The organism is Chryseobacterium turcicum, from assembly GCF_021010565.1.
GTDB lineage: Bacteria > Bacteroidota > Bacteroidia > Flavobacteriales > Weeksellaceae > Chryseobacterium > Chryseobacterium turcicum.
This window is the reverse complement of the sequence record NZ_JAJNAY010000001.1, coordinates 1,518,384-1,540,528: the sequence shown is the minus strand read 5'-3', so window position 1 is coordinate 1,540,528 and position 22,145 is coordinate 1,518,384. Positions and strand designations below refer to the sequence as shown.

At 34.9% G+C, this 22,145-nt stretch carries 14 protein-coding genes; 7 read left to right on the top strand and 7 right to left on the bottom strand.

Annotation, left to right across the window (positions count from 1 at the left end; all coding sequences use genetic code 11):
* Positions 1–13: 13 nt before the first annotated feature.
* The 6 genes from thiM to LO744_RS06970 all read left to right on the top strand — a co-directional run bounded on the left by thiM (position 14) and on the right by LO744_RS06970 (position 5,867).
* Complete coding sequence (thiM, locus tag LO744_RS06995; protein ID WP_230668365.1) at positions 14–811, top strand: hydroxyethylthiazole kinase; 798 nt, start codon at positions 14–16, stop codon at positions 809–811.
* Positions 808–1,446: a thiamine phosphate synthase gene (gene thiE, locus LO744_RS06990; RefSeq protein ID WP_230668363.1), complete on the top strand. Its 639-nt coding sequence runs from the start codon at positions 808–810 to the stop codon at positions 1,444–1,446. Before thiM ends, thiE begins: the two co-directional genes overlap by 4 nt.
* Positions 1,443–2,276: a bifunctional hydroxymethylpyrimidine kinase/phosphomethylpyrimidine kinase gene (gene thiD, locus LO744_RS06985; RefSeq protein WP_230668361.1), complete on the top strand. Its 834-nt coding sequence runs from the start codon at positions 1,443–1,445 to the stop codon at positions 2,274–2,276. Before thiE ends, thiD begins: the two co-directional genes overlap by 4 nt.
* Positions 2,263–2,913, top strand: coding sequence for a thiaminase II (gene tenA, locus LO744_RS06980; RefSeq protein WP_230668359.1), 651 nt, complete (start codon positions 2,263–2,265; stop codon positions 2,911–2,913). The genes thiD and tenA overlap by 14 nt, the downstream gene beginning before the upstream one ends.
* A gap of 224 nt (positions 2,914–3,137) precedes the next feature.
* Positions 3,138–4,256, top strand: coding sequence for a helix-turn-helix domain-containing protein (locus LO744_RS06975; protein ID WP_230668357.1), 1,119 nt, complete (start codon positions 3,138–3,140; stop codon positions 4,254–4,256).
* 153 nt (positions 4,257–4,409) lie between these two features.
* Positions 4,410–5,867: a serine hydrolase domain-containing protein gene (locus tag LO744_RS06970; RefSeq protein ID WP_230668355.1), complete on the top strand. Its 1,458-nt coding sequence runs from the start codon at positions 4,410–4,412 to the stop codon at positions 5,865–5,867.
* A 99-nt stretch (positions 5,868–5,966) separates the two neighbouring features.
* Here the strand turns inward: LO744_RS06970 and LO744_RS06965 are convergent, their stop codons facing one another.
* From LO744_RS06965 to LO744_RS06945, 5 genes are all read right to left on the bottom strand, one after another.
* A complete protein-coding gene (locus tag LO744_RS06965; protein WP_230668353.1) occupies positions 5,967–7,535 on the bottom strand; it encodes a GMC oxidoreductase in 1,569 nt (522 codons plus the stop codon).
* A 491-nt stretch (positions 7,536–8,026) separates the two neighbouring features.
* Positions 8,027–9,904, bottom strand: a complete 1,878-nt coding sequence (locus LO744_RS06960) for a T9SS type A sorting domain-containing protein (protein ID WP_230668351.1) — start codon at positions 9,902–9,904, stop codon at positions 8,027–8,029.
* Between the two features lie 16 nt (positions 9,905–9,920).
* Positions 9,921–11,798: a T9SS type A sorting domain-containing protein gene (locus tag LO744_RS06955; protein WP_230668349.1), complete on the bottom strand. Its 1,878-nt coding sequence runs from the start codon at positions 11,796–11,798 to the stop codon at positions 9,921–9,923.
* Positions 11,799–11,814: 16 nt separating this feature from the next.
* The gene (locus LO744_RS06950) at positions 11,815–13,683 is read right to left on the bottom strand and encodes a T9SS type A sorting domain-containing protein (RefSeq protein ID WP_230668347.1); all 1,869 of its coding nucleotides are present in this window, start codon (positions 13,681–13,683) and stop codon (positions 11,815–11,817) included.
* An 89-nt stretch (positions 13,684–13,772) separates the two neighbouring features.
* Entirely contained in the window at positions 13,773–18,686 is a 4,914-nt protein-coding gene (locus LO744_RS06945; protein WP_230668345.1) for a PKD domain-containing protein, read from the bottom strand.
* A gap of 284 nt (positions 18,687–18,970) precedes the next feature.
* Here LO744_RS06945 and LO744_RS06940 point away from each other — a divergent pair, with 284 nt between their 5' ends.
* A complete protein-coding gene (locus tag LO744_RS06940) occupies positions 18,971–19,711 on the top strand; it encodes a response regulator transcription factor (protein WP_230668343.1) in 741 nt (246 codons plus the stop codon).
* 231 nt (positions 19,712–19,942) lie between these two features.
* Here the strand turns inward: LO744_RS06940 and LO744_RS06935 are convergent, their stop codons facing one another.
* Complete coding sequence (locus LO744_RS06935; RefSeq protein ID WP_230638224.1) at positions 19,943–20,134, bottom strand: cold-shock protein; 192 nt, start codon at positions 20,132–20,134, stop codon at positions 19,943–19,945.
* Positions 20,135–20,724: 590 nt separating this feature from the next.
* Positions 20,725–22,083: a serine hydrolase domain-containing protein gene (locus tag LO744_RS06930; protein ID WP_230668341.1), complete on the bottom strand. Its 1,359-nt coding sequence runs from the start codon at positions 22,081–22,083 to the stop codon at positions 20,725–20,727.
* Between the last annotated feature and the right edge of the window lie 62 nt (positions 22,084–22,145).

The following is a 22,145-nucleotide window of genomic DNA, read 5'->3' as shown; positions in this document are numbered from 1 at the left end:
TAAAAATTTTAGAATGGAAAACAATCTTTGGCACAACATACTTCGAGTACGAAACACTTCTCCTCTCGTTCACAGTATCACCAATTATGTTGTAATGAACAACACGGCTAATGCAGTTCTGGCAATCGGCGCATCACCAATAATGGCTCATGCAAAATCTGAAGTAGAAGAAATGGTAAATATTTCACACGCATTAGTCATCAATATTGGTACACTTGATGAATATTGGGAAGAGACCATGCTTATCGCAATAAAAAAAGCAAACGAACTCAATAAACCTTGGATATTAGACCCTGTAGGAGCTGGAGCAACATCTTATCGTGATTCTGTATTAAGTAAGATAATCTCTTTAAACCCTACCGTAATTAGAGGAAATGCCTCTGAAATTATCGCTCTTTCAAAAACCACTAAAACAATTACAAAAGGAGTAGACAGTACAGCCCAAAGCAATGAAGCTGTAGAAGCAGCCAAAATATTGGTACAAAATCACAAATCAATAGTCTGTATTTCTGGTGAAACCGATATTATCATCAGTGAAAATCAAGAAATACACTTAAAAAACGGGCATCCTATGATGACTAAAGTTACCGGATTGGGTTGTACAGCAACTGCGCTGATTGGTGCTTTTATCGGAGTTATAGAAAACAAAACCGAAGCTGTCGTTTCTGCAATGAGTTTATTGGGCGTAGCAGGAGAAATAGCCGCGAAACAAAGTACAGGCCCAGGAAGTTTACAACTTAATATCATTGATAAACTCTACAATATTACCGAAGAAGAGTTTTCTACCTATTTAAAACTGATAAAACAATGATTAAGAAAACATCATTTCCTTATCAGCTGTATTTAGTGATTTCTGAAAAAGATTGCTTGGGAAAAGATTTTCTTAAAGTTGCAGAACAATCGATTTTGGGTGGTGTAGATATTATTCAGCTGCGTGAAAAAAATACCTCAACAGAAGATTTTCTTAGAAAAGCAATAGCTTTAAAAGAGATTACTGATAAATATAATATTCCGCTTATTATTAATGACCATTTTGAGATTGCCGAAAAAATAGGTTCATTTGGAATTCATGTGGGAAATAATGATAAAGCACCCTCAATTCTCAGAAATGAATTATTTTTTAAAGATAAAATGATTGGATATTCCATCGAATATTTGAGCCAACTCGAAAGTGTAAATACAGAAATATCAGATTATCTGGGAATCAGTCCGATATTTAGTACAGACACCAAAAAAGATACAGTAACAGAATGGGGATTGGAAGGTTTATCTAAAATAAGGTCTCTTACCGATAAACCTCTTGTCGCTATCGGAAATATCAATTTCTCAAACGCAGCCGCAATTATAAAAGCCGGAGCAGATGCATTAGCAATTGTATCAGCAATCTGTAGTGCAGAAAATCCCGAAAAAGCAGCTTACGAAATTAAAAATGAAATAGTAAAATGAAAAAATATACTTACCCCACTGTCCTTACGATTGCAGGTTTTGATGGCAGCGGCGGCGCAGGAATACAAGCCGACATCAAGACATTCTCAGCGTTGGGATGTTATGCAACCTCAGTACTTACTGCGCTTCCGGTTCAAAATACGATGGGAGTACAAAAAATATATCCCATTTCTATGGGAGCTGTTGCCGCTCAAATCGAAGCGGTATTGGATGATATTTTTCCTGATGCCATTAAAATAGGAATGGTACATACTCCTCAATTGGTTGAAACCATTGTAAATACTTTAGCTAAATATCCCAAAACTCCAATTGTGTTCGACCCGGTTATGGTTGCGACAAGCGGACACCGACTGATTGAAGAGGAAACCATTCAAACAATCGTTGAAAAATTATTTCCCATCGCGGATATTATTACCCCAAACATGGATGAAGCATCAATATTGGCAAAAATGGAAGTAAAAACTTTAGAAGACATGCAGATTGCTGGAGAAAAGATTTTAAAATCAGGTTGCAAAAATATTCTTCTTAAAGGCGGACATCAGGAACTTCCTATCATCACTTCATTATTTATTGAGGAAAATAGTAAACAATCTTCTTTTGAAACAGAAAAATTTAGCACCAACAATACCCATGGTTCCGGATGTACCCTTTCCTCGGCTATTGCAGCATACATTGCAAGAGGTGAAGAGCTACATCAATCGGTTGAATTAGCACAAGAATATGTCTTTGAGGCTATTAAAAACGGAAAAGATGTTCTCATCGGAAAAGGAAATGGTCCACTTAATCACTTTTTTAATCCCCATAAAATAATTAAAAATGAATTGGTCTGAATTAACCTGGAAACAAACTGAAGAGCGCTATCAAGCCATTCTTACCATGCCTTTTGTCTCTGAATTGGCAGATGGAAGTTTGCCCAAAGAAAAATTTCAGTTTTATATGGCTCAGGATTCTCTGTATCTAGAGCATTTTGGAAGAGCGTTGGCATTAATTGCAGCAAGAGCTCACGATATTAACAATACGTTGAGATATCTAAAATATGCAGAAACTGCCATCATTGTAGAAAATGCGCTTCATGAATCTTATTTTAAAGATTTTGGTTTAAACGAAAGAGGCGATATGCAGCCAGCCTGTCATCATTATGTACATTTTCTTAAAAGTACAGCTGCATTAGATTCGGTAGAGATTGCGATGGCTGCCGTATTACCTTGCTTCTGGATTTATAAAAAAGTGGGAGACCATATTTACAACAATCTACAATCTGAAAATAATCCTTATCAAAAATGGATAGATACTTACGGAGGCGAAGAATTTGGAATCGCTGTTGAACAAGCTATAAATGCGTGTGATGAAGCAGCAGCTTCTACAACACCCGCTATCAAAGAAAAAATGACTGAAGCATTTATCACTTCTTCACGAATGGAATATTACTTTTGGGAAGCAGCTTATGATAAAAAAAGCTGGATTTAATTGAATAAAGTGAATTAATCTATGGTTTCACTTTATTAATAACCCTTTAATTATTTCAAAAAAACAACCTCAAAAACATTTAAGCCCAGCTCTCATTACCTGAAGCTGGGTTTTATTATGAAATAATCATTTCTATTGAAGATTTGAAATATGAATTTGATATCTATTAGCAATTCAATTATATTTACAGCGCAAAAACTATAATTCAAAAGAAAACTAGGTGAATGGATAATTTATTAAATATTGTAACGGGAATCTCGCTGTTCATTTCATTTTTTTTGGCATTTTTTATGTTGACGGTCAAAACAAAACACAAGACCAGCAACTATCTTTTCGCTTTTTTTCTTATCATAACAGCCATCGATACGAGTGAACCATTGATTAGCCAAATTACAAACGGCCCTTCAAACCTCGGAATGTTTAGAGCCATGTTGTGTTTTTTACAAATTCCTACTTTTTACCTTTATGTTTTGTCGGTTTGCTATTCAGATTTTAAGTGGAAACCGAAATATTTTATTCATCTGCTTCCGTATCTAGTTGCAAATCTTGTTTTATTGCCTCGTTTTTATCTGGTAGACGTAGATTCTAAGCTTGATTTTATCATCAACCGCCAAAATATGATAGAGCTGCAAATCAATCATTGGTTGTTGCATCTTCAGATTGTCTTTTATTTTACCGCAGCTTTTCTGGTATTGAGAAAGTCGAAAAAGCTTTATTTGGAGAATAATTCGGGCGGAAGTCTGAATTCTTACCAGTGGCTTTTTCAGTTTATCAGCGTTTTGGCGACTCTTTATCTGATTGTTATTTTAAAGAATATTTTAAAATTTTCTGATTATCCATACATTTCTGATTGGATTAAAATAGGAATTCTTATGCTTCAACCATTTATCACGTGTTGGTATCTGTACAAAGCACTCAATAATCCAGGACTTTTTAGAAATATTGATTCAAAATTGAAACTCGTTTCCGATTTGATTTTGGAGGATAAAAAAATAGAGCCGGAGACACTGAATGAAGATTTATTGAAGCTCAAACAATACATGACTGATGAAAAACCATTTCTTAATCCTGACTTAAAAATTCAGGATATTTCTAAAGAAATCGATGTTCCCGTTCGCGAATTATCCGTTTTAATTAATCATCAGTTAGGGCAACATTTTTATGATTTCGTCAATACTTACCGAATTGAAAATGCCATGAAAATTCTGAAAGACACATCAAAATCGAAGGTTACTATACTTGAAATCTTGTATGAAGTTGGTTTTAATTCTAAATCTTCCTTCAATACAGCCTTTAAAAAACAAACCGGAAACACGCCCACCGAATACCGTAAAGCGGTATAAAACAACAGTTTGTAATTACTCGTACGTTTTAAATCATTACTCTTACCCATTCTTTTCTCGAAATAGGGTCGAATACATGTATTCGGTCGCATAAGATTTTGCACTTCCACATCTTTGTATCGAAATATTTATCAAACCTTAAATAACGATACAATGAAAACAATTTCTTACATCAGCTTATTTCTATTATTCTTTACAAGTTTTCAAGTTTTTGCTCAGAAAAAAAATTACAGCTTTCTTACCGATAGTTTGAAAATTGAAGAACAATTAGAAAAGTACAAACTTCCAGGATTTAGCGTGGTTGTTTTTGAAAACTACAAGATTGTTTATTCTAATCAATTCGGAGTAAAATCTGCAAATTCTCCAGAGAGAATAGATGAAAATACCGCATTTTCTACAGCATCTATCTCAAAACCAATTACAGCGCTGCTTTGCTATATTATGGAAGAGAAAGGACTTATCAATCTAGATGAACCCATCGACAAACATTTAAAAAGATGGCATTTACCAAAAAGTAAGTTTACCGAAAAGAAGAGCCCGACATGGAAACAGTATCTGAATCATACCGCAGGAACTACCCAAAGCGGATTCGAAGACCATTATGAAGGAGAAAAAATCCCGACTTTAGTAGAAAGTCTTTTAGGAAAAATCCCGAGATATGATAAAGAAATTGAATTTACTTTTGAGCCCGGAACCGATTGGCAATACAGCGGTGGTGGCTACACCATTATTCAAATGGCTTTGGAAGATACTTTTAACAAATCTATTGCAGAGCTTGCAAAAGAGCACCTATTTTCTCCACTTGGATTGAAAAACACCACAATGATTCAGCCTAATGAAAAAGGATTTTTAACGAATGTTGCATCAGTTCACGACAAAGACGGAAAAGTGATAAAAACAGGTTTGCCTATCACCCCACAAGTTGGTCCTTCAGGATTATGGTCTACACCTACTGATTTGGCTAAAATTGCTATGGAGATGCAAAATGCTTTGCGCAATAAAAATAACAAAGTGATTTCTCACAATGTTGCCAAAAAAGTAACGGAAGTAACCGCTTTGAAAAATGCCGTTGGTGGATGGAGTTACGGATGGCAAAAATCTTTTGGATATAACGATTACGATTGGTTTACTTGCAATGGCTCAAACACCGGAGTTGGCGGAACCGTAATGGGCACGATGAAAGATGGAAATGGCTTTGCCTTTCTTGCCAATGGCGAAAAACCAAATCGTTTTCCTGTGATGGGAGCAACGCAAAGAAAAATTCTGTCATTGATGAATTGGGAAGGAAAAACAATGCGTGAAAAAACTCAGGAAATACCTTCAAATCTAAAAAAACAACTCATCGGAACTTATGATGATTTTCTTTACGCACAAGGAATGGAAACCAAAATAGTAGAAAAAAACAACCGTCTTTATGTAGAGTCAGAACTTTTAGACCATTTTAAAGGAAAAAACGATAACGAATTGGTCTATCTAAAAAACGGGTTATTTAGAGTTATAGATTATCCTAACTTATTACAATTTGATTTTAAAGATGGAAAAGCAAGGTCTGTTACCTTGAAAAGAGATAATTTGACAACTACAGCTCAAATGGCTATTAAAGCAAAATAATCAAATGACAAGAATTAAAGACCGGATGCTTATATTGAAGCATCCGGTCTTTTTATTTAATACTTCTTGTTGTAAACTATGGATTAAAATCATTTTATATCAATAATCTTCAGAAATAATATGCTCGATACAATATTCTGCCAATGCAGTAATCGTTAAAAACGGATTCACCCCAATCGTTCCGGGAATTAAAGAGCCATCGATGATATAAAGATGTTCAGAACCTAAAAGTCGCCCAGCTTTATCTGTTGCTTTTCCCAATACTGCACCACCCAATGGATGATAACAAATATCGGCTCCGAATCCGTTATTAAACAGCAAATGCGCTCTTGTTCCGCCGTTTGCTTTATTCATTGTTTTAATAAAATATTCGGCATTTTTTCTGGCAAGAGCAACATTATTTTCAGACCATTTTAAATCTATTTTCCCAGAAATTGGATTAAAAAATACAGTACCTTTTTTGGGCACCGGACTAATCATTAAATAAAGTGAAGTAGCCACATCCATCCCCATCGGAAGTGGGGCAATTTCTGTAAAAAACGGATGCTCTTTATCATTCCAATTATCAATTCCTCCTACAGGAATTGTAGAATGATTTACCCCAGTTCCTCCCGAAAATGTTTTGACAAAATTTCTGCCCGTCATGAAGTTTCCGTTGTTGCCCCAATTTTGTCCAACTTCAGAATTTAGAGTCAATTTGTTATCATTTGACGATTTTAAAAGCAACTCTAACGTTCCCATCGTTCCTGCACATAAAAAAAGCTTTTTACAAACAATCTTCTTTTTTGCAATAATTTCTCCAACAGTATTCGTTTGAATCACTTCTAAAATATACGTATTATCTGAACCTTTTGTTATACTTTCAACTCTATGCAAATCATGAATTTGAACCTTGCCTGTTTCTTGGGCTTTTTTAAGATAGGTTTTGTCTAAAGATTTCTTGCCATAATTGTTTCCATAAATCACCTCACCTGCAAGAGCCGAACGTGGAACTTTGTTTTCATATTCAGCTTCCATATATTTAAAATCATATACATTGGGAACACGCACAGTTTTAAACCCTGCTTTATGAGCTTCTTGCTCACCAACTTTATTGAATTTATAAAAACTACAGTTTTCAAGAAAATTTTCATCTGCAGAATTTACTTCAAGCTCCTTCTCAGCCAATGGAAAATATTTTCCGTAAAAATCTTCAGCATTCAATTCCGGAAATATTTCTCTGAAATAATCTTTTTTTGGTAACACTGCCATTCCTCCGTTTACAAGAGAACCTCCGCCAACACCTCTTCCCATCCAGATTTTGATATTGCTAAAATCCCATCGGTCAAGTGTTCCTGTATATTTTTTGGTGTTGAAAATATTAAAAAATGGCGCAATAGTTTTCGTTCTCAACCAGGCTGCAGATTTTCCGGGGCTAATCATCGGAGAAAATTTTTCACCAGACTTTTCCCAATTAAGACCCATTTCTAAAATCGTTACCTCATGCCCAGCTTCGGCTAAACGTAGGGCAGCAACAGCTCCTCCATATCCAGACCCGATAATCACATTATCAATTTCTACATTTTCTGTCTCTACATTACTTTTAGCGAATACAACTGATGAAAAGCTTGTAAAATACAAGGCTCCCATTCCTAAAAGTGAATGTCTGAGAAATTCTTTACGGTTCATAAAATGGTCTTTTGTTTTATTAAACTTATTTAAATTTTTATTTAACCACAAAAGGCACAAAAGATTTAGATATTTCTATTAAAGCTTATTTTTAAAATAAAAAAAGAGCACATAAGTTCTCAAAAATCTTTGATTTTTATTCTTTTGAGAGCTTTGAATATCTAATAATATACATTCCAAATTTCTTTTACTTCTTTTGCGGTTAAACAAAAATTAGTTTAAACAGCTTTACTAATAATTTACTGATTTTCTCAATAATTACTTTCTTTTTGCAAAATTAAGACCACTCTACGATTTCTGGCACAAATAATAGAAATCTATTATTAACATTGAATTTTCTAGAATGTAAAGCATAAAAAAGCCACTTAAAATTTTCGTTTAAACGGCTTTTAATTATTGGTTATTATTGTTTAGCTTAAATACATCCTGGTAACATCAAAAAAAGTGTGCACAAATTCTTTAAAGATTTTTTCATTCTAAATGCAATTTCATTATTTTTTAATAATCTTTTCTGTAACCACAGAGTTCTCAGTTTTTACTTTTACATAATAAACTCCTGCAGTCAATGCACTCATATTGATTTGAGCATTGGTATTCTGTAAATTTCCTCGCTTAATATTTTGACCTGTGGAAGAATACATTTCAAAACTTTCGAGTTTATTTTTACTTTTTATACTAAGCACATCCTGAACAGGATTAGGATAGAACTGTAAACCTGCCTCTAAAGCCGTTTCTTCAACGGATAAATTACTGCATACTGATTTAGCATACTTTGTAAAGAAATTTTGAGATTTACCTATGGTAAGATTAAGAGCCATCGTAGGTACATTATCATTAGCATCCGTAAACAACTGCTGATGAAAAAAGCCTCCTAAAACGTAATTTCCGTCGTTATCAACGGCAATTGCGGTAAACTCGTCTGTAGATCCTGCATTGCTCCAGACTTCTCCCATTCCCAACACTGCTCCAGAATCTTTGTTTAAACGAACCAATATAGGTTCTGCACTACTTCCGCTTGGTCGAAGTAAAGAATAATTTCCCCAAACTGATCCCCAACTTCCGTGTGCAAAACCTATCTCATTACCATTTTGAGCAATTCTACCTTTCATAAAACGGTAGCCATTACTGTTCACTGCTGCAGGAATCCCATCTGCTATTTTTGCCCATTGAACATTTCCACTAGAATTCAGTTTCATTACGAAAGGTCTCTGCAAATTGTAAGATACAGGAGGAAATGTGTAAGTACCAAATGAAACAGACGCTCCGGCATCTGAAAAATAGCGCCCTGAAATATAGATATCAGAGGAGTTAGCATCTTTAATGATTGACTGGATTTCATCGTCTGGTGATGATTTACCTGTATCAATTTCTTTTCTCCAAGCTTCTGAGACCGTAGTACCATTTACACTAAATGCTATGAGATACGCCTCTTTGGTAACAGGAATATTATTAAAAGAAAAATCGACTAAAGAACTATATGATCCTGCTCTCCGTTTACCAGCTAAATAATAACGGTTAATTGAATCATCATAAAGCATATTGACGTGCCCGTTGGTTACTCCAGCATTTAAATCCCCAGTAATTGGTAATAGTACCGCCGATGAAGGGGTCATATTTCCTCCATCATAATCAAACTTAACCATAAAGTACTGACTTGTGTTTGTAAATGAAGAAGGAACTGTTATCATTGAATTCAAATGCGTACCCGCTCTAAAGCCTAAGATAGCATGAATATTCTTAGCAGAATCCATATACATCATCTGTGAATCGCAAACTCTTGACGTCAAAGAAACATCACCTTGTAAAGATTTACTCCAAGCTAGATTGCCATTTGCTGTATTATACTTTAACAAAAATGAAGATTTACATCCAGGATCCGTTGTTGTAAGATCAACATAAGTATAAGGTGGTAGTGTCGTAGTATTATCTAAATGAATAGGTACCATCTCTGGATCACCGATTTGAGAATTTGAATAAATAGTAGCAAGCAAATAAATACCTCCATTATTATCTAGCTCAATATTCCAAGCGTTTTCACTACTTCCCTTCCCTCCTATAGTAGTAGACCATCGTATATTTCCCTGACAATCTGTAGAAAATAAAAATAAATCTCGTTGGTGATAACTAGTGACGACTGTACCATCTAGATTTTGGTTTTGTGCCCAAATAGTTGCCAAATAATAGGTATTATTGTCACTATCGACAGCGATATCCCTTATCGATTCATCACTAAGATAATCAAAACCTGAACTTACAGACCCTGTTTGACCGCCTGCCTGTTTTGACCATTGCCATTGGTACGTTTGACTGATAAATAATCCTGGTAACAGCAAGAAAAGTGTGCACAAATTCTTTAAAGATTTTTTCATTCTAAATGCAATTTCATTACTTTTTAATAATCTTTTCTGTAACCACAGATTTTTCAGTTTTTACTTTTAAATAATAAACTCCTGCGGTCAATCCACTCATATTAATTTGAGCATTCGTATTCTGTAAATTTCCTCTTAAAACATTTTGTCTTACAGAAGAATACACTTCAAAACTCTCTAGTTTATTTTTACTTTTTATACTAAGCACATCCTTAACTGGATTTGGATAGAACTGTAAACCTGCCTCTAAAGCCGTTTCTTCAACGGATAAACCACTGCATACTGATTTAGCATACTTCGTAAAGAAATTCTGAGACTTACCTGTTGTAACATTTAAAGCCATCGTAGGTACATTATCATTAGCATCCGTAAACAACTGCTGATGAAAAAAACCTCCTAAAACATAATTACCATCGTTGTCTACAGCTATTGCAGTAAACTCGTCAACAGTATTGTAATTACTAAGAACATCAGCAACTTCCAACACTGAACCTGAGTCTTTATTTAGTCTAACGAGAATAGGGTCAGCACGATCTCCACTAGGCCTTACCATATTATAGTTTCCCCAACCACTTCCCCAACTTCCGTGTGCAAAACCTATCTCATTTCCATTTTGAACAATTCTGCCTTTCATAAAACGGTAGCCATTACTGTTCACTGCTGCAGGAATCCCATCTGCTATTTTTGCCCATTGAACATTTCCACTAGAATTCAGTTTCATTACGAAAGGTCTCTGCAAATTGTAAGATACAGGAGGGAATGTGTAAGTACCAAATGAAACAGACGCTCCGGCATCTGAAAAATAGCGCCCTGAAATATAGATACCAGAGGAGTTAGTATCTTTAATGATTGAATGGATTTCATCGTCTGGTGATGATTGACCAGTATTAATTTCTTTTCTCCAAGCTTCTGAGACCGTAGTACCATTTACACTAAATGCTATGAGATACGCCTCTTTCGTTACGGGAATATTATTAAAAGAGAAATCGACTAAAGAACTATATGACCCTGCTCTCCGTTTACCAGCTAGATAATATTGGTTTATTGTGTCGTCATAAAGCATATTCACATGACCGTTAAACATTCCGGCACTTACGAATCCTGTGATAGGAAGTAAAACTGCTGATGCGGGGGTCATATTTCCACCGTCGTAGTTAAATTTAACTAGAAAATATTGATAGGATGATGTGTAAGTTGAAGGTACATTTATTAATCCTCCCAAATGGGTTCCTGCACAAAATCCTAAAATAGCATGGATATTTTTAGCTGAATCCATGTACATCATTTGTGAATCACATTGTTGTAATGCCATTGTCACATCTCCCTGTAAAGGTTTAGACCAAATTAAATTTCCATTGGTTGTATTATATTTTAAGAGATACCCGGTTTTAACCCCTTGGTCAACTGTATTATTATCTGTTGCAGTAATTAAAGGTATAGTATGAGTATCATCAAAATGAGTCGTTATCGAACTAGGCTGATTAGCGTAACCTTGATTAAAAATATTGGTCATAATATATAGGCCTCCATTATTATCCAACTCAATATTCCAGGCATGTTCAGATGTTCCGGTACCACCAATTGTTCTCGACCATCTTATATTTCCCTGACAATCGGTAGAAAACAAAAATAAATCTCTCTGATGATAACTTGTCACCGCTGTGCCGTCTAAATTTTGGTTTTGTGCCCAAATAGTTGCCAAATAATAGGTATTATTGTCACTATCGACAGCGATATCCCTTATCGATTCATCATTTATATAATCAAATCCCGAGCTTACAGACCCTGTTTGACCGCCTGCCTGTTTTGCCCATTGCCATTGGTACGTTTGACTGATAAATAATCCTGGCAATAGGAAGAAAAGTGTGCACAAATTCTTTAAAGATTTTTTCATTCTAAATGCAATTTCATTACTTTTTAATAATCTTTTCTGTAACCACAGAGTTTTCAGTTTTTACTTTTACATAATAAACTCCTGCAGTCAATCCACTCATATTAATTTGAGCATTGGTATTCTGTAAATTTCCTCGCTTAATATTTTGACCTGTGGAAGAATACATCTCAAAATTTTCGAGTTTATTTTTACTTTTTATACTAAGCACATCCTGAACTGGATTTGGATAGAACTGTAAACCTGCCTCTAAAGCCGTTTCTTCAACGGATAAATTACTGCATACTGATTTAGCATACTTTGTAAAGAAATTCTGAGACTTACCTGTTGTAACATTAAGAGCCATCGTAGGTATATTATCATTAGCATCCGTAAACAACTGCTGATGGAAAAAACCTCCTAAAACATAATTACCATCGTTATCAACAGCTATTGCAGTAAACTCGTCAACAGTATTGTAATTACTAAGAACATCAGCAACTTCCAACACTGAACCTGAGTCTTTATTTAGTCTAACGAGAATAGGGTCAGCACGATCTCCGCTAGGCCTTACCATATTATAGTTTCCCCAACCACTTCCCCAACTTCCGTGTGCAAAACCTATCTCATTTCCATTTTGAACAATTCTGCCTTTCATGAAGCCGTAAGTTGTATTTCCAACCGTACCTGGTGCTCCGTCAGCAATCTTAGACCATTGTACAACACCCGAAGAATTAAGTTTTACGATAAAAGGTATATGTCCATTGTAAGATATGCTCGGGAATGTATAACTTCCCAAGGTGGCTGATGAATTTATAGAAAAATAACGACCAGATATGTAAATATCAGAGGTGTTGGCATCTTTGATAATAGAATGAATTTCTTCATCCGAATTAGTATTCCCTGCTTCGATTTCTTTTCTCCAAGCTTCTGACACCGTATTTCCATTGATATTAAAAGCAATGAGATAAGCTTCTTTAGTAACAGGAATATTGTTAAACGAAAAATCAATTAGGTTTCCAGAGCTCCCTCTTGTACCTGCTAAATAATATCGATTGAGTGTTTCATCGAAAACTAAATTTATTTTACCATGTTCTACTCCAGAGTATAAGCTACCAATTATCGGTAAAATAATAGGAGTTGCGGGCACCATATTACCATTACTAAAATTAAATTTTACTAGATAGTACTGATAAGTATTTGTATAACTTGAAGGCACTGTTATAAGACCATCTAAATGTGTTCCTGCTTTAAACCCCAAAATGGCATGTATATTCTTCGAAGAATCCATATACATCATTTGAGAATCGCTTTGACGAAGAAGAAAATTCACGTCACCTTGTAAAGGTTTGTTCCAAACTAAGCTCCCGTTGGAAGAATTATATTTTAGAAGATAGGATGTTTTAAATCCCGCATCAGGCGTAGTCGCATCCATTGCAGAAATAGCAGGTAATAATTGATTATTATCTAAATGTGTAGGAATAGTACCTGCCTGATATGAATATCCCTCATTCCACAAACTTGTTAAAATATATACACCTCCACTATTATCTACTTCAATATTCCATGCAGAATCTAGATTACCAGACCCACCAATTACAGTACTCCATCTTAAAAGACCTTGGCAATCCGTAGAGTAGAGAATTAAATCACTATTTCCATAGTTTGGCACAGAGATACCGTCAACATTCTGTCCTTGATTCCAGATTTTTGCTAAATAGTATGTATTATTGTTACTATCAACAACAATGTCCCGAATCGATTCATCACTAAGATAATCAAAACCTGAGCCTACAGACCCTGTTTGTCCCCCCGCCTGTTTTGCCCATTGCCATTGGTATGTTTGACTGATAAATAATCCTGGCAACATCAAGAAAAGTGTGCACAAATTCTTTAAAGATTTTTGCATATTATAATATTTTGTAATTGTTTTTTAAACTTAATAAAATAATTGTAAAAATGCAGTGTCTATTTTCAAAACACTGCATTTTTTATTGATTATTTCTTAATTAGCTTACCTTGTAATGCTTTTCCATCAGTATGGATGATGACAATGTAAACGCCCTGAAGCCAATCATCAATCTGAATTTCCATTTCACCGGAAGAAGATTTTAGCTCTTTAGTGTATTTCACTGTTCCTCTAGCATCAAAGACCTGAATCTGTTTTGCTTTTTCCTTTTCATTACCTGTATTGAAAGAAACTGTTACTTTTTCTTTCGCAGGATTAGGAAATATTTTCATCAACGATTCAGAAACGGTAGAAGATAGGTACTTCGGGTTAGACGATTTATTGATATAATCAGGAATCTCAACCTTTGTGACAAACTTACATCCATTTCCGGCATCGAAAAGAATTTCGTCTGCTCCACCAGGGAACGTTCCATTAGGGTAGAATGCGATAGGATTGGTAAACATATCATATGTGCCTCCTGCCGGAATGGTAATTACTGAAGGAATATAACTGCCATAGCCGTAGATACTCGACAAAGTAATCGTCATCGGCTGACCAGAATAGTTATTGATTACTCCTAATAATATAAAATGGTCTCCATTCCACTTCATCCCTTCCACATGAGCATCAAATTTACATTCTGGCTCTATACCACAATCAATACCAGGAAAGAAATTCATTGCTCCTGATGTAACACTACATCCAAACTGATTGATTTGCAATTGATATGTTCCTGCAGTATTCATAGACAACGGATAAATAAAGTCATTTACCCCACTCTGAATATTATTTCCGAACATTTGCCAGTGATGACTATCAAAAATTCCTTTTGGGCCGATAATATAGCGGTCTCCTCTACATTCATCATAACATCCCGTAGGGAATACCCACATCAGACTTTCTATACTTAGAGGAATTTGAACCTGATTAGAAACTTTACAACCGCTAGGTGCTGTGTAAGTCACTTGATAAGCTCCCCCTTCATATACCTCTATCGACTGACCAGACATTCCGTTACTCCAATTGTACTGTCCTGTAGAAGGTCCTGAAGCCGTCAACAAAACTTTGTAAGGTTGGCATCCCTGAATGGTAGAACTAATTGTAGGAGCAGATGGCGGATTACTTACCGTTACAACAAAACTTTTAGAGCCTACACATCCATTTACAGTTCCCATTGGACGAACTTCCAATGTATAAGTATAAGTACCTGCACCCGGAGGTACAGTTGATAGAACGATAGGACCCGCAGTAGGTAATGAAATCCATGATCCACTTGCTGGAGCGTTAATTCCCCATCTGTATTCTAAATTATTATCAGTTACGATACCTGTAAGCGTAAGTGCCTGACCTGCACAAATATTTGATTTTGCCGATATATTGACATATGGTGCATTGAGCAAAGTAACTGAAACTGCACTACTGCTCATATCATACGATTTGCATCCTTGTGCAGAAACTAAAACTGGCCAATAGGTACCAGATTCCGTTGGAGTAAATGAAGGTGCATTAGGTGCATTTAATACTTCTTGCGATCCATTCATCCAAATATAAGATGTTGGAGTTAATGAAGTTGTCGAGAAGAAGTTTATTGTAGAACCATTCCCTACACATCCAATTGGGTTAAAAGGGAAAAAATTCCCTAACATATTATTTGAATTAATTAAAATACCCTCAACAGGTGATAAGAATTCACACCCGTTTGGAGTTTTAATTTTTAATTGAATACTATTAGACCCTGAAGAGTTAAATGTCAACTGCACATTCAATGCTGAAGTCACGTAAGAAGTATTATCATAATACCAAGTATACACATTATTCGGAGAATAGACTCCAGGTACTTGTAAAGTAATTACCTCTCCCTCACAAGCTTTATTTGGAACAGAAATATTTGTAGAAGGCAAAGGTTCTAATGTTATAGTCTGCGTTGTTGTACAAACTGGGAAACCTCCTCCCTGCATCGTCATTGTAAATGTATAAGTACCAGGCGCTAGATTATACGTCGCTGTTTCGCCATTTTGGGAAGGCTGTCCACCTCCACTAAACTGATAATTGATTGTTGAAGTATTAATAGCGAAAATTGTTGAAGTATTGTGAAGCGTAACTGTGTAACCGTTTCCGTTACAAACTGTACTGATGTTAAATTTAGGTTCATACTTTTTCTGTACCTCATATCCTGCACTGTACCAACAGCTACCATATCTTAATTTAAGAAAAACGATATGTGCACCAGCTAAGGTAGTAGTGTAAACCGGTGAAAGAGTTCCTTGTCCTGATGATAGATTTAACACGCCGTCACTTCCCCATTGGATCTCATCAGGAGTACCTATGAAACTTACATTGCTTACATTAATCGTATTACAACCCGTCCATGTTGGAGTAAAAGAAATTTGTGGATTGGCAGTACAACCATTCGTAGAGCAATCTTGCGTAACTTTTACTTCTTGAGAGCGAACGACACAACCGTTTTGATCAATTGCCTCAACATAATAACTTCCAAAAATATTTGATCCAGAAAGTGTATAACTCGGTCCATAACCTACAATTCCTTGTACATTATGATGCCATACCCATGCTTGTGTATTGGTAAGCCCAGTCGATCCATTAGCTGTCAACGTATAAGGAGTAATCGTTGACGGATCACAAACAACAATATTATAGACCGGAGAAATGGTTATAAAAGTTTGTGGAAACACTGTAAACGTTGCACTTGCAGTCGGGCTATAGTTACAGCCGTTTGCCCCAGTGTAAGTTACTGTCACAGTCTGCGAAACATTAGCGCCGGTATTATTTTGAATGTAGTTGTTATTCACAAATGAATATTGTCCTGAACCATTAGAAGTCGTAGGATAAATATTTCCATTAGGAAAGCTAAACTGCATTTGTGTTCCAGCTGGTATTCCGCCCTCGTTTATGTTAAAAACAAGATTTGAACCTAGACATATCGGGCCATTGTTTGCAAAACTAACTACAGGTAATGTATAGAGTGCCACGGGAATATCAATGATTTTCTCTACCCCACATTTTACCACTTTTAAATGTAAAATAGTATCATTGTTAAAATTAGAAATTTCATTAAAATTTATTGCAACACTTCCTGTTCCCTGCCCACTGGCAAAACTTCCGAAGTTAGCGTCATCAAAATACCATTCCATTGTATCTGGTACAATACCGTTTAAGTTAGCCGTGAATGTTTGAGAGCTACTTGGACAGTATATTCCTGATGAAGGATTTACTGAAATAGTACTTAAATCTATCGGTGATAAAGTCTTTGTGATAGCATTTGAAATACAACTGGCAGCATTTAAAGATTGATTACGTACAGAAATTGTATAAGATGGTGTTCCTGCATTAAAGATAACTGTTACAGAATTTCCTGTATTGCTTCCCTGAATAACGCCACCCGTCACTTCCCATACCGGAACTACACCAGCATCAATTGTGCTCAGTGTATAAACATAAGGTTTTCCAGAACACACTAAGTGATCTCCTACAATTGTTCCTGATGGAGCAGCCGGAGGTGGGGTAACTTTTATAAATCTTGCATTACTTTCGCAACCTCCACCTTGCTTTACAGCTGTTACAGAATAATAGCCTGCTGTTGCAAACTGATACGTAAATGGCTGTGTAGTAAGCGCTGAATTATAAACCACAGAACCTCCTGCAGTTACTGTCCATATCACAGGAACATTAGGGCTTGCAGTGAAAGTCTGGCTTGTACCTGCACAAATTTCATCTGTACCTCCACTTACAACAACAGGCTCTTCAACTGTAATCGTCATTGAAGCATACCCTTCACACAGCAACAAAGTATTTCTGTAGGTACACCATAGCGTATAAGTCCCAGGTTGAGAGGCTTGAAATACCACTTCGTTTCTTTGTTGATTATAAATCAGCTGTCCTGAAGGACCAGACATATTCCATTGGAAATTTGTTGTTGGCCATTGCGGTAACTTATAGATATATTGTTTGTCTTTACAAACTGTTGCCGGACCTTGTATTTGCCCGTTCGACAATATGACCGGAATCTTTATGGTCGTCCATTCTTCACATCCGCATTTAGATTTGTACATCACATATCCAAATCCATCCGCAGGATCTACTTGATCCCACTTCACCTCAATTTCATTACCATTATTGGAAGCAATAGATCCCCCGATCACTTTCCATTCTCCATCTTTACATCCGTCCTGTACGCTGTATTTTTCTAAGCTTCCTTCACATACCACAGAAGCACAGTTGATTTGTACAGGTGTTGATTGAGTTACTTCGATTTTTTTATAAAAGGTATCCGAACAACCACACTTATTTGTTACTGTTAATGAAACAGTATAATTCCCTGCCTGATTATAAGCATGAGAAGGCTCAAAAGCCGTGGATGTAGGTGATGTTGAATTTGAATCTCCAAAATCCCAAAAGTAACTCACTATTTCTGCCCCCCCATTATCCTGAGAAAAGTTATCAAAATAGATTTGAGTACCTTTGCAAACGGTATAATCAAGGTTAAGCATTTGAAATTCAGCGGTAGGCGTATTAATTTTCTCAATGCAAACTGTTTGATTTTCTGTTGTACCATTTGAATAGGTAATAATCGCCTGTACAGAACCGCTACCAAGTGAACTATTCCAAGTTATCTGAGCATCGCTGTTTCCAGGTCCTGAAACCGTACCAACTGTACCTCCTGCTGCCGTCCATTGAACATTGGCAATATTTTGACCACTGGCGGTATAAGTAACAGTACTACCTGCACAGACTTTAATACATTGCGAAGGGATCACCTGCTCGGATGTCACTCCATTATCATACTGTTCTTCTTTATCTCCCCGGTAATCTTTACAGCCAACCTGAGAATTAGAAGTGATGTGAGTTCCGATTTGAGCTTGCACAACCCAAGGGCAGACAAGCCAAATAAGTAGAAGACATCTGAAAAGATGCATCCTACCAAAATAAATTTGGTTTTTCATGTTTAATAAATTATGGTGTAGATTAGTTTTTAAATTAATAGTCGAAAAAACATTGATGAAGTAATCAATATTTTACCAACATATGCATTGTTAAAAAAGTTTATTAATAAATAACCTTTAAAACAAATCACTTAAACTAGATATTTAAATGAATGCAACAGGTTTCCACATTAGTAAATGGGAGGGTTATTTTATACATGGTGTTAATTTTTCATAAAAATAAATCATTATAATTAGATTATTTCTACACTTTAGTGTAGTTTTATCATACCAAAAAAATATTAATGAAAAAACACTTATTCCCGGAGGAAAGTTATCAAGCATCAGATCATGTTCTAGCTAATCAAACAGTAAAAATATTCGAAGCCATGACAAAGGGTATACATGGTAATATTTTTATCATCAATTTGCTTGAGAAAAAAATTGATTACATTCCATATCTTCCTTTTTACATCTCCGAAGGTTCTATACAAGATATAAAAACAGCAGGTTTAAGTTTTCTTCGAAAAATAACAGCATCAGAGGATCACCAAATACTTGATGCACTAAAAAAAACGGTCATTCCTTTTTTCAATAAACTTCCAATCAACGACAGAACTAAGCATGTCATCAACTTTGATTCTCATATCAAAAGTGTTGAAAAAAGAAAAATATTACTCAATTATAAAGTGATACCTTTTGAGCTTGATCATGAAGGCAATATCAAGAAGGCAATTTGTAATTTATCATTATCGCTAAAAAAGTCATCAGGAAATATTCAGATATCATCAGAAGCATCAGATATATTATGGTTATATAATCTTAAAGAAGAAAAATGGATTAAAACCAACAAAAAAAAGTTAACCTACAAAGAATTTGATGTATTTAGATACTATTTACAAGGGCTCACCATACCTGAAATTGCAGAGAAGACCTATTTATCTTCTGACACTGTAAAATGGCATCGAAGAAAACTTTTTGAAAAGCTTGATGTTAGTAATATCACAGAAGCATTAGCATATGCGGTTACCAATGATTTAATTTAGAATGTAGCAGGCTTGAAATCTTGATGAATACAGGCTTCACATTTTTTTTTCAAATTGACAACTCTCTCTCATTTTTTATCTTAAAATAAGTTTTTATGCTTAAATTTTAGAGGAAGATAAATTAGTACGTCTCCCCTCAGATTGATTTTAGATACCAGCTATTAAAACAAAAAAAAGAGCAGATAAATAAATTACCTGCTCTATATACCATATAATGGTTGTTATTTGAAGTTACGCTTTTTTAACGTTAACTGCATTAACCCCTTTGTTACCGTTTTGTAAATCGTATGTTACTACATCGTTTTCACGAATTTGGTCTACTAAACCTGAAGTGTGTACGAAGACGTCTTGACCACCTGTAGATGGAGTAATAAAACCAAATCCTTTAGTTTCGTTAAAGAATTTTACTGTTCCTTGTTGCATTGTATTGTGTATTAAAAAATTATTTTATCTGTTAAATAAGACTCAAAAATACTGATATTTTGATTTATATCAAAATTATAATAAATTTTTGAAAGAAAAATATGGATGTATAGAATTTAAGAGTGAAAATCAAACTTCTTAAAAGGTAGAGCACCTAAAAATTAATGACAAAAATGAACCTCTGATTTAATATCTGAATCTTTTAGAAACTAAATCATTATTCGCCTTATTATCTACAAAGGTAAGCTAATGAAATGACATACGCAATTATTTCGAGTAAAATATCAATAATTCATCATCATTCACATCTGATTTAGAAACTAAATTAGCAAAAAAAGCACTTACTTAAGGAGAATTAAGAGAGAATCCCCTAAAAAAACAGCATAATAATTACATTATTGTTGATTTAATTATTATTATTTTGAATCAGCATTTTTTAAGATTAATGACATATTTTAAAGCTTTACTCTATTTAAATTGAAAACTTACACGACCTTTTTCCCAAAAATTCATCTATCAATTTGTAGTTTAATTTATAATTTACTCTGTGGAAATTCAGGTTTTCAATTCTCCTTCTGTTATTAACATGGCTATAATTTTTTACAATTGATTGAGTTATTGCCTTGCGTGAGTTTTATCCCTGTTACCGCTCTTTTTTTATTGAGCAGAAACTCGAGTTTTGCATTGGTATCGAAAGAATAGAACTCATTTTCTCCTGTTCTTTTCAGCAATGCCTTCCTACTTTCTTTGGCATTATCTTTTTCATTATTGTACATGGCAATATATAAATGATTTTTACCGGCCTGTGTGAGCTTAAACTTTCCTACACTGATAATTCCAGCTAATCTTGCACTATAAATACCTGTATAAACCTGTGTATTTGGCGCATTTACGCTTTGGTAGGCAGTAAGATTTGGTCTTTTGTATTTAGTACCATAATATTTTGAAGCTATTCCAATTACGATATCATTCAGTTTGATACTGGTTCCATTGGCAAGAATGCTTATGCTCAAATTATCTCCCGTAAAATATACTGTAGCCGCCCGAAATTCATCAATTCTACCGGTATGACCAAATCCGTTTTTGTCATAAAATGGAGTTCTAAACAATCCATATCCGATGGCAGTCTGCAAACTTGTATTTTTCATGTTCTCTAAAGAATTTTTTGAAACCAGCTGACCATTAAAAAGTGCAGACATTAGTTTTGATAAGTCTTCTGTAGTAGAAACCATAGCCCCTGCAGCAAGTGTAAAACTTGGGTGCGTTTCATTTTCTTTAGACCATTTTTCTCCATCAAATTTATAGGAATCATTTCGTTTAAAATTGTCAGTTTCCCCTGTTTCGTAATACGTATTTTGAAGTCCTAATGGCTCAATAATACGAGATTTTACATTTTCCGAATACTTCTTTTTTGTAATATTCTCTATAATGTATCCCAATATCGTATAATTGGAATTGCTGTAGGAGCTTTCTTGATTAGGTTTAGATTCTGGCTTACCTTGCTCTATGAGTTGCAACATCTTCTCTTTGGTATAGGTACTGCTTTTTTGGTTGTAATACTCTTCCCATTCCAGATAATCATACATTCCACTGGTATGACTCAATAGATTTCCGATGGTTATTTCATCAGCATATTTAATAGATGGATAAAAAGTGCTGAGTTTTGTATCAAGCTTCAGTTTACCTTCCTCAATAAGCTGAAAAATTACTACAGCAGTAAAAACTTTAGTAATCGACCCTATTCTATATCCATCGGTACCCTTTGGAAATTTGTTAAATTCTCCCTTGTAAATCGTTTCACCATTTTTTTGAAGTAAAACACTCCCTGAAAAAGTATTATTTTCCTGAAAATAATTCATCAAGCTGTCAATCGACTTTTTGTAGTCAGGATTTTGGGCTGAAGCAATTCCATAGAAATTTAGAATAAGCAAAAGAAAGATTCTTTTCATGGTTTAATTTTTATTGGTACAAATGAAAGAATAACTCTGCAACCGTTTTTCATTTTTTTGAC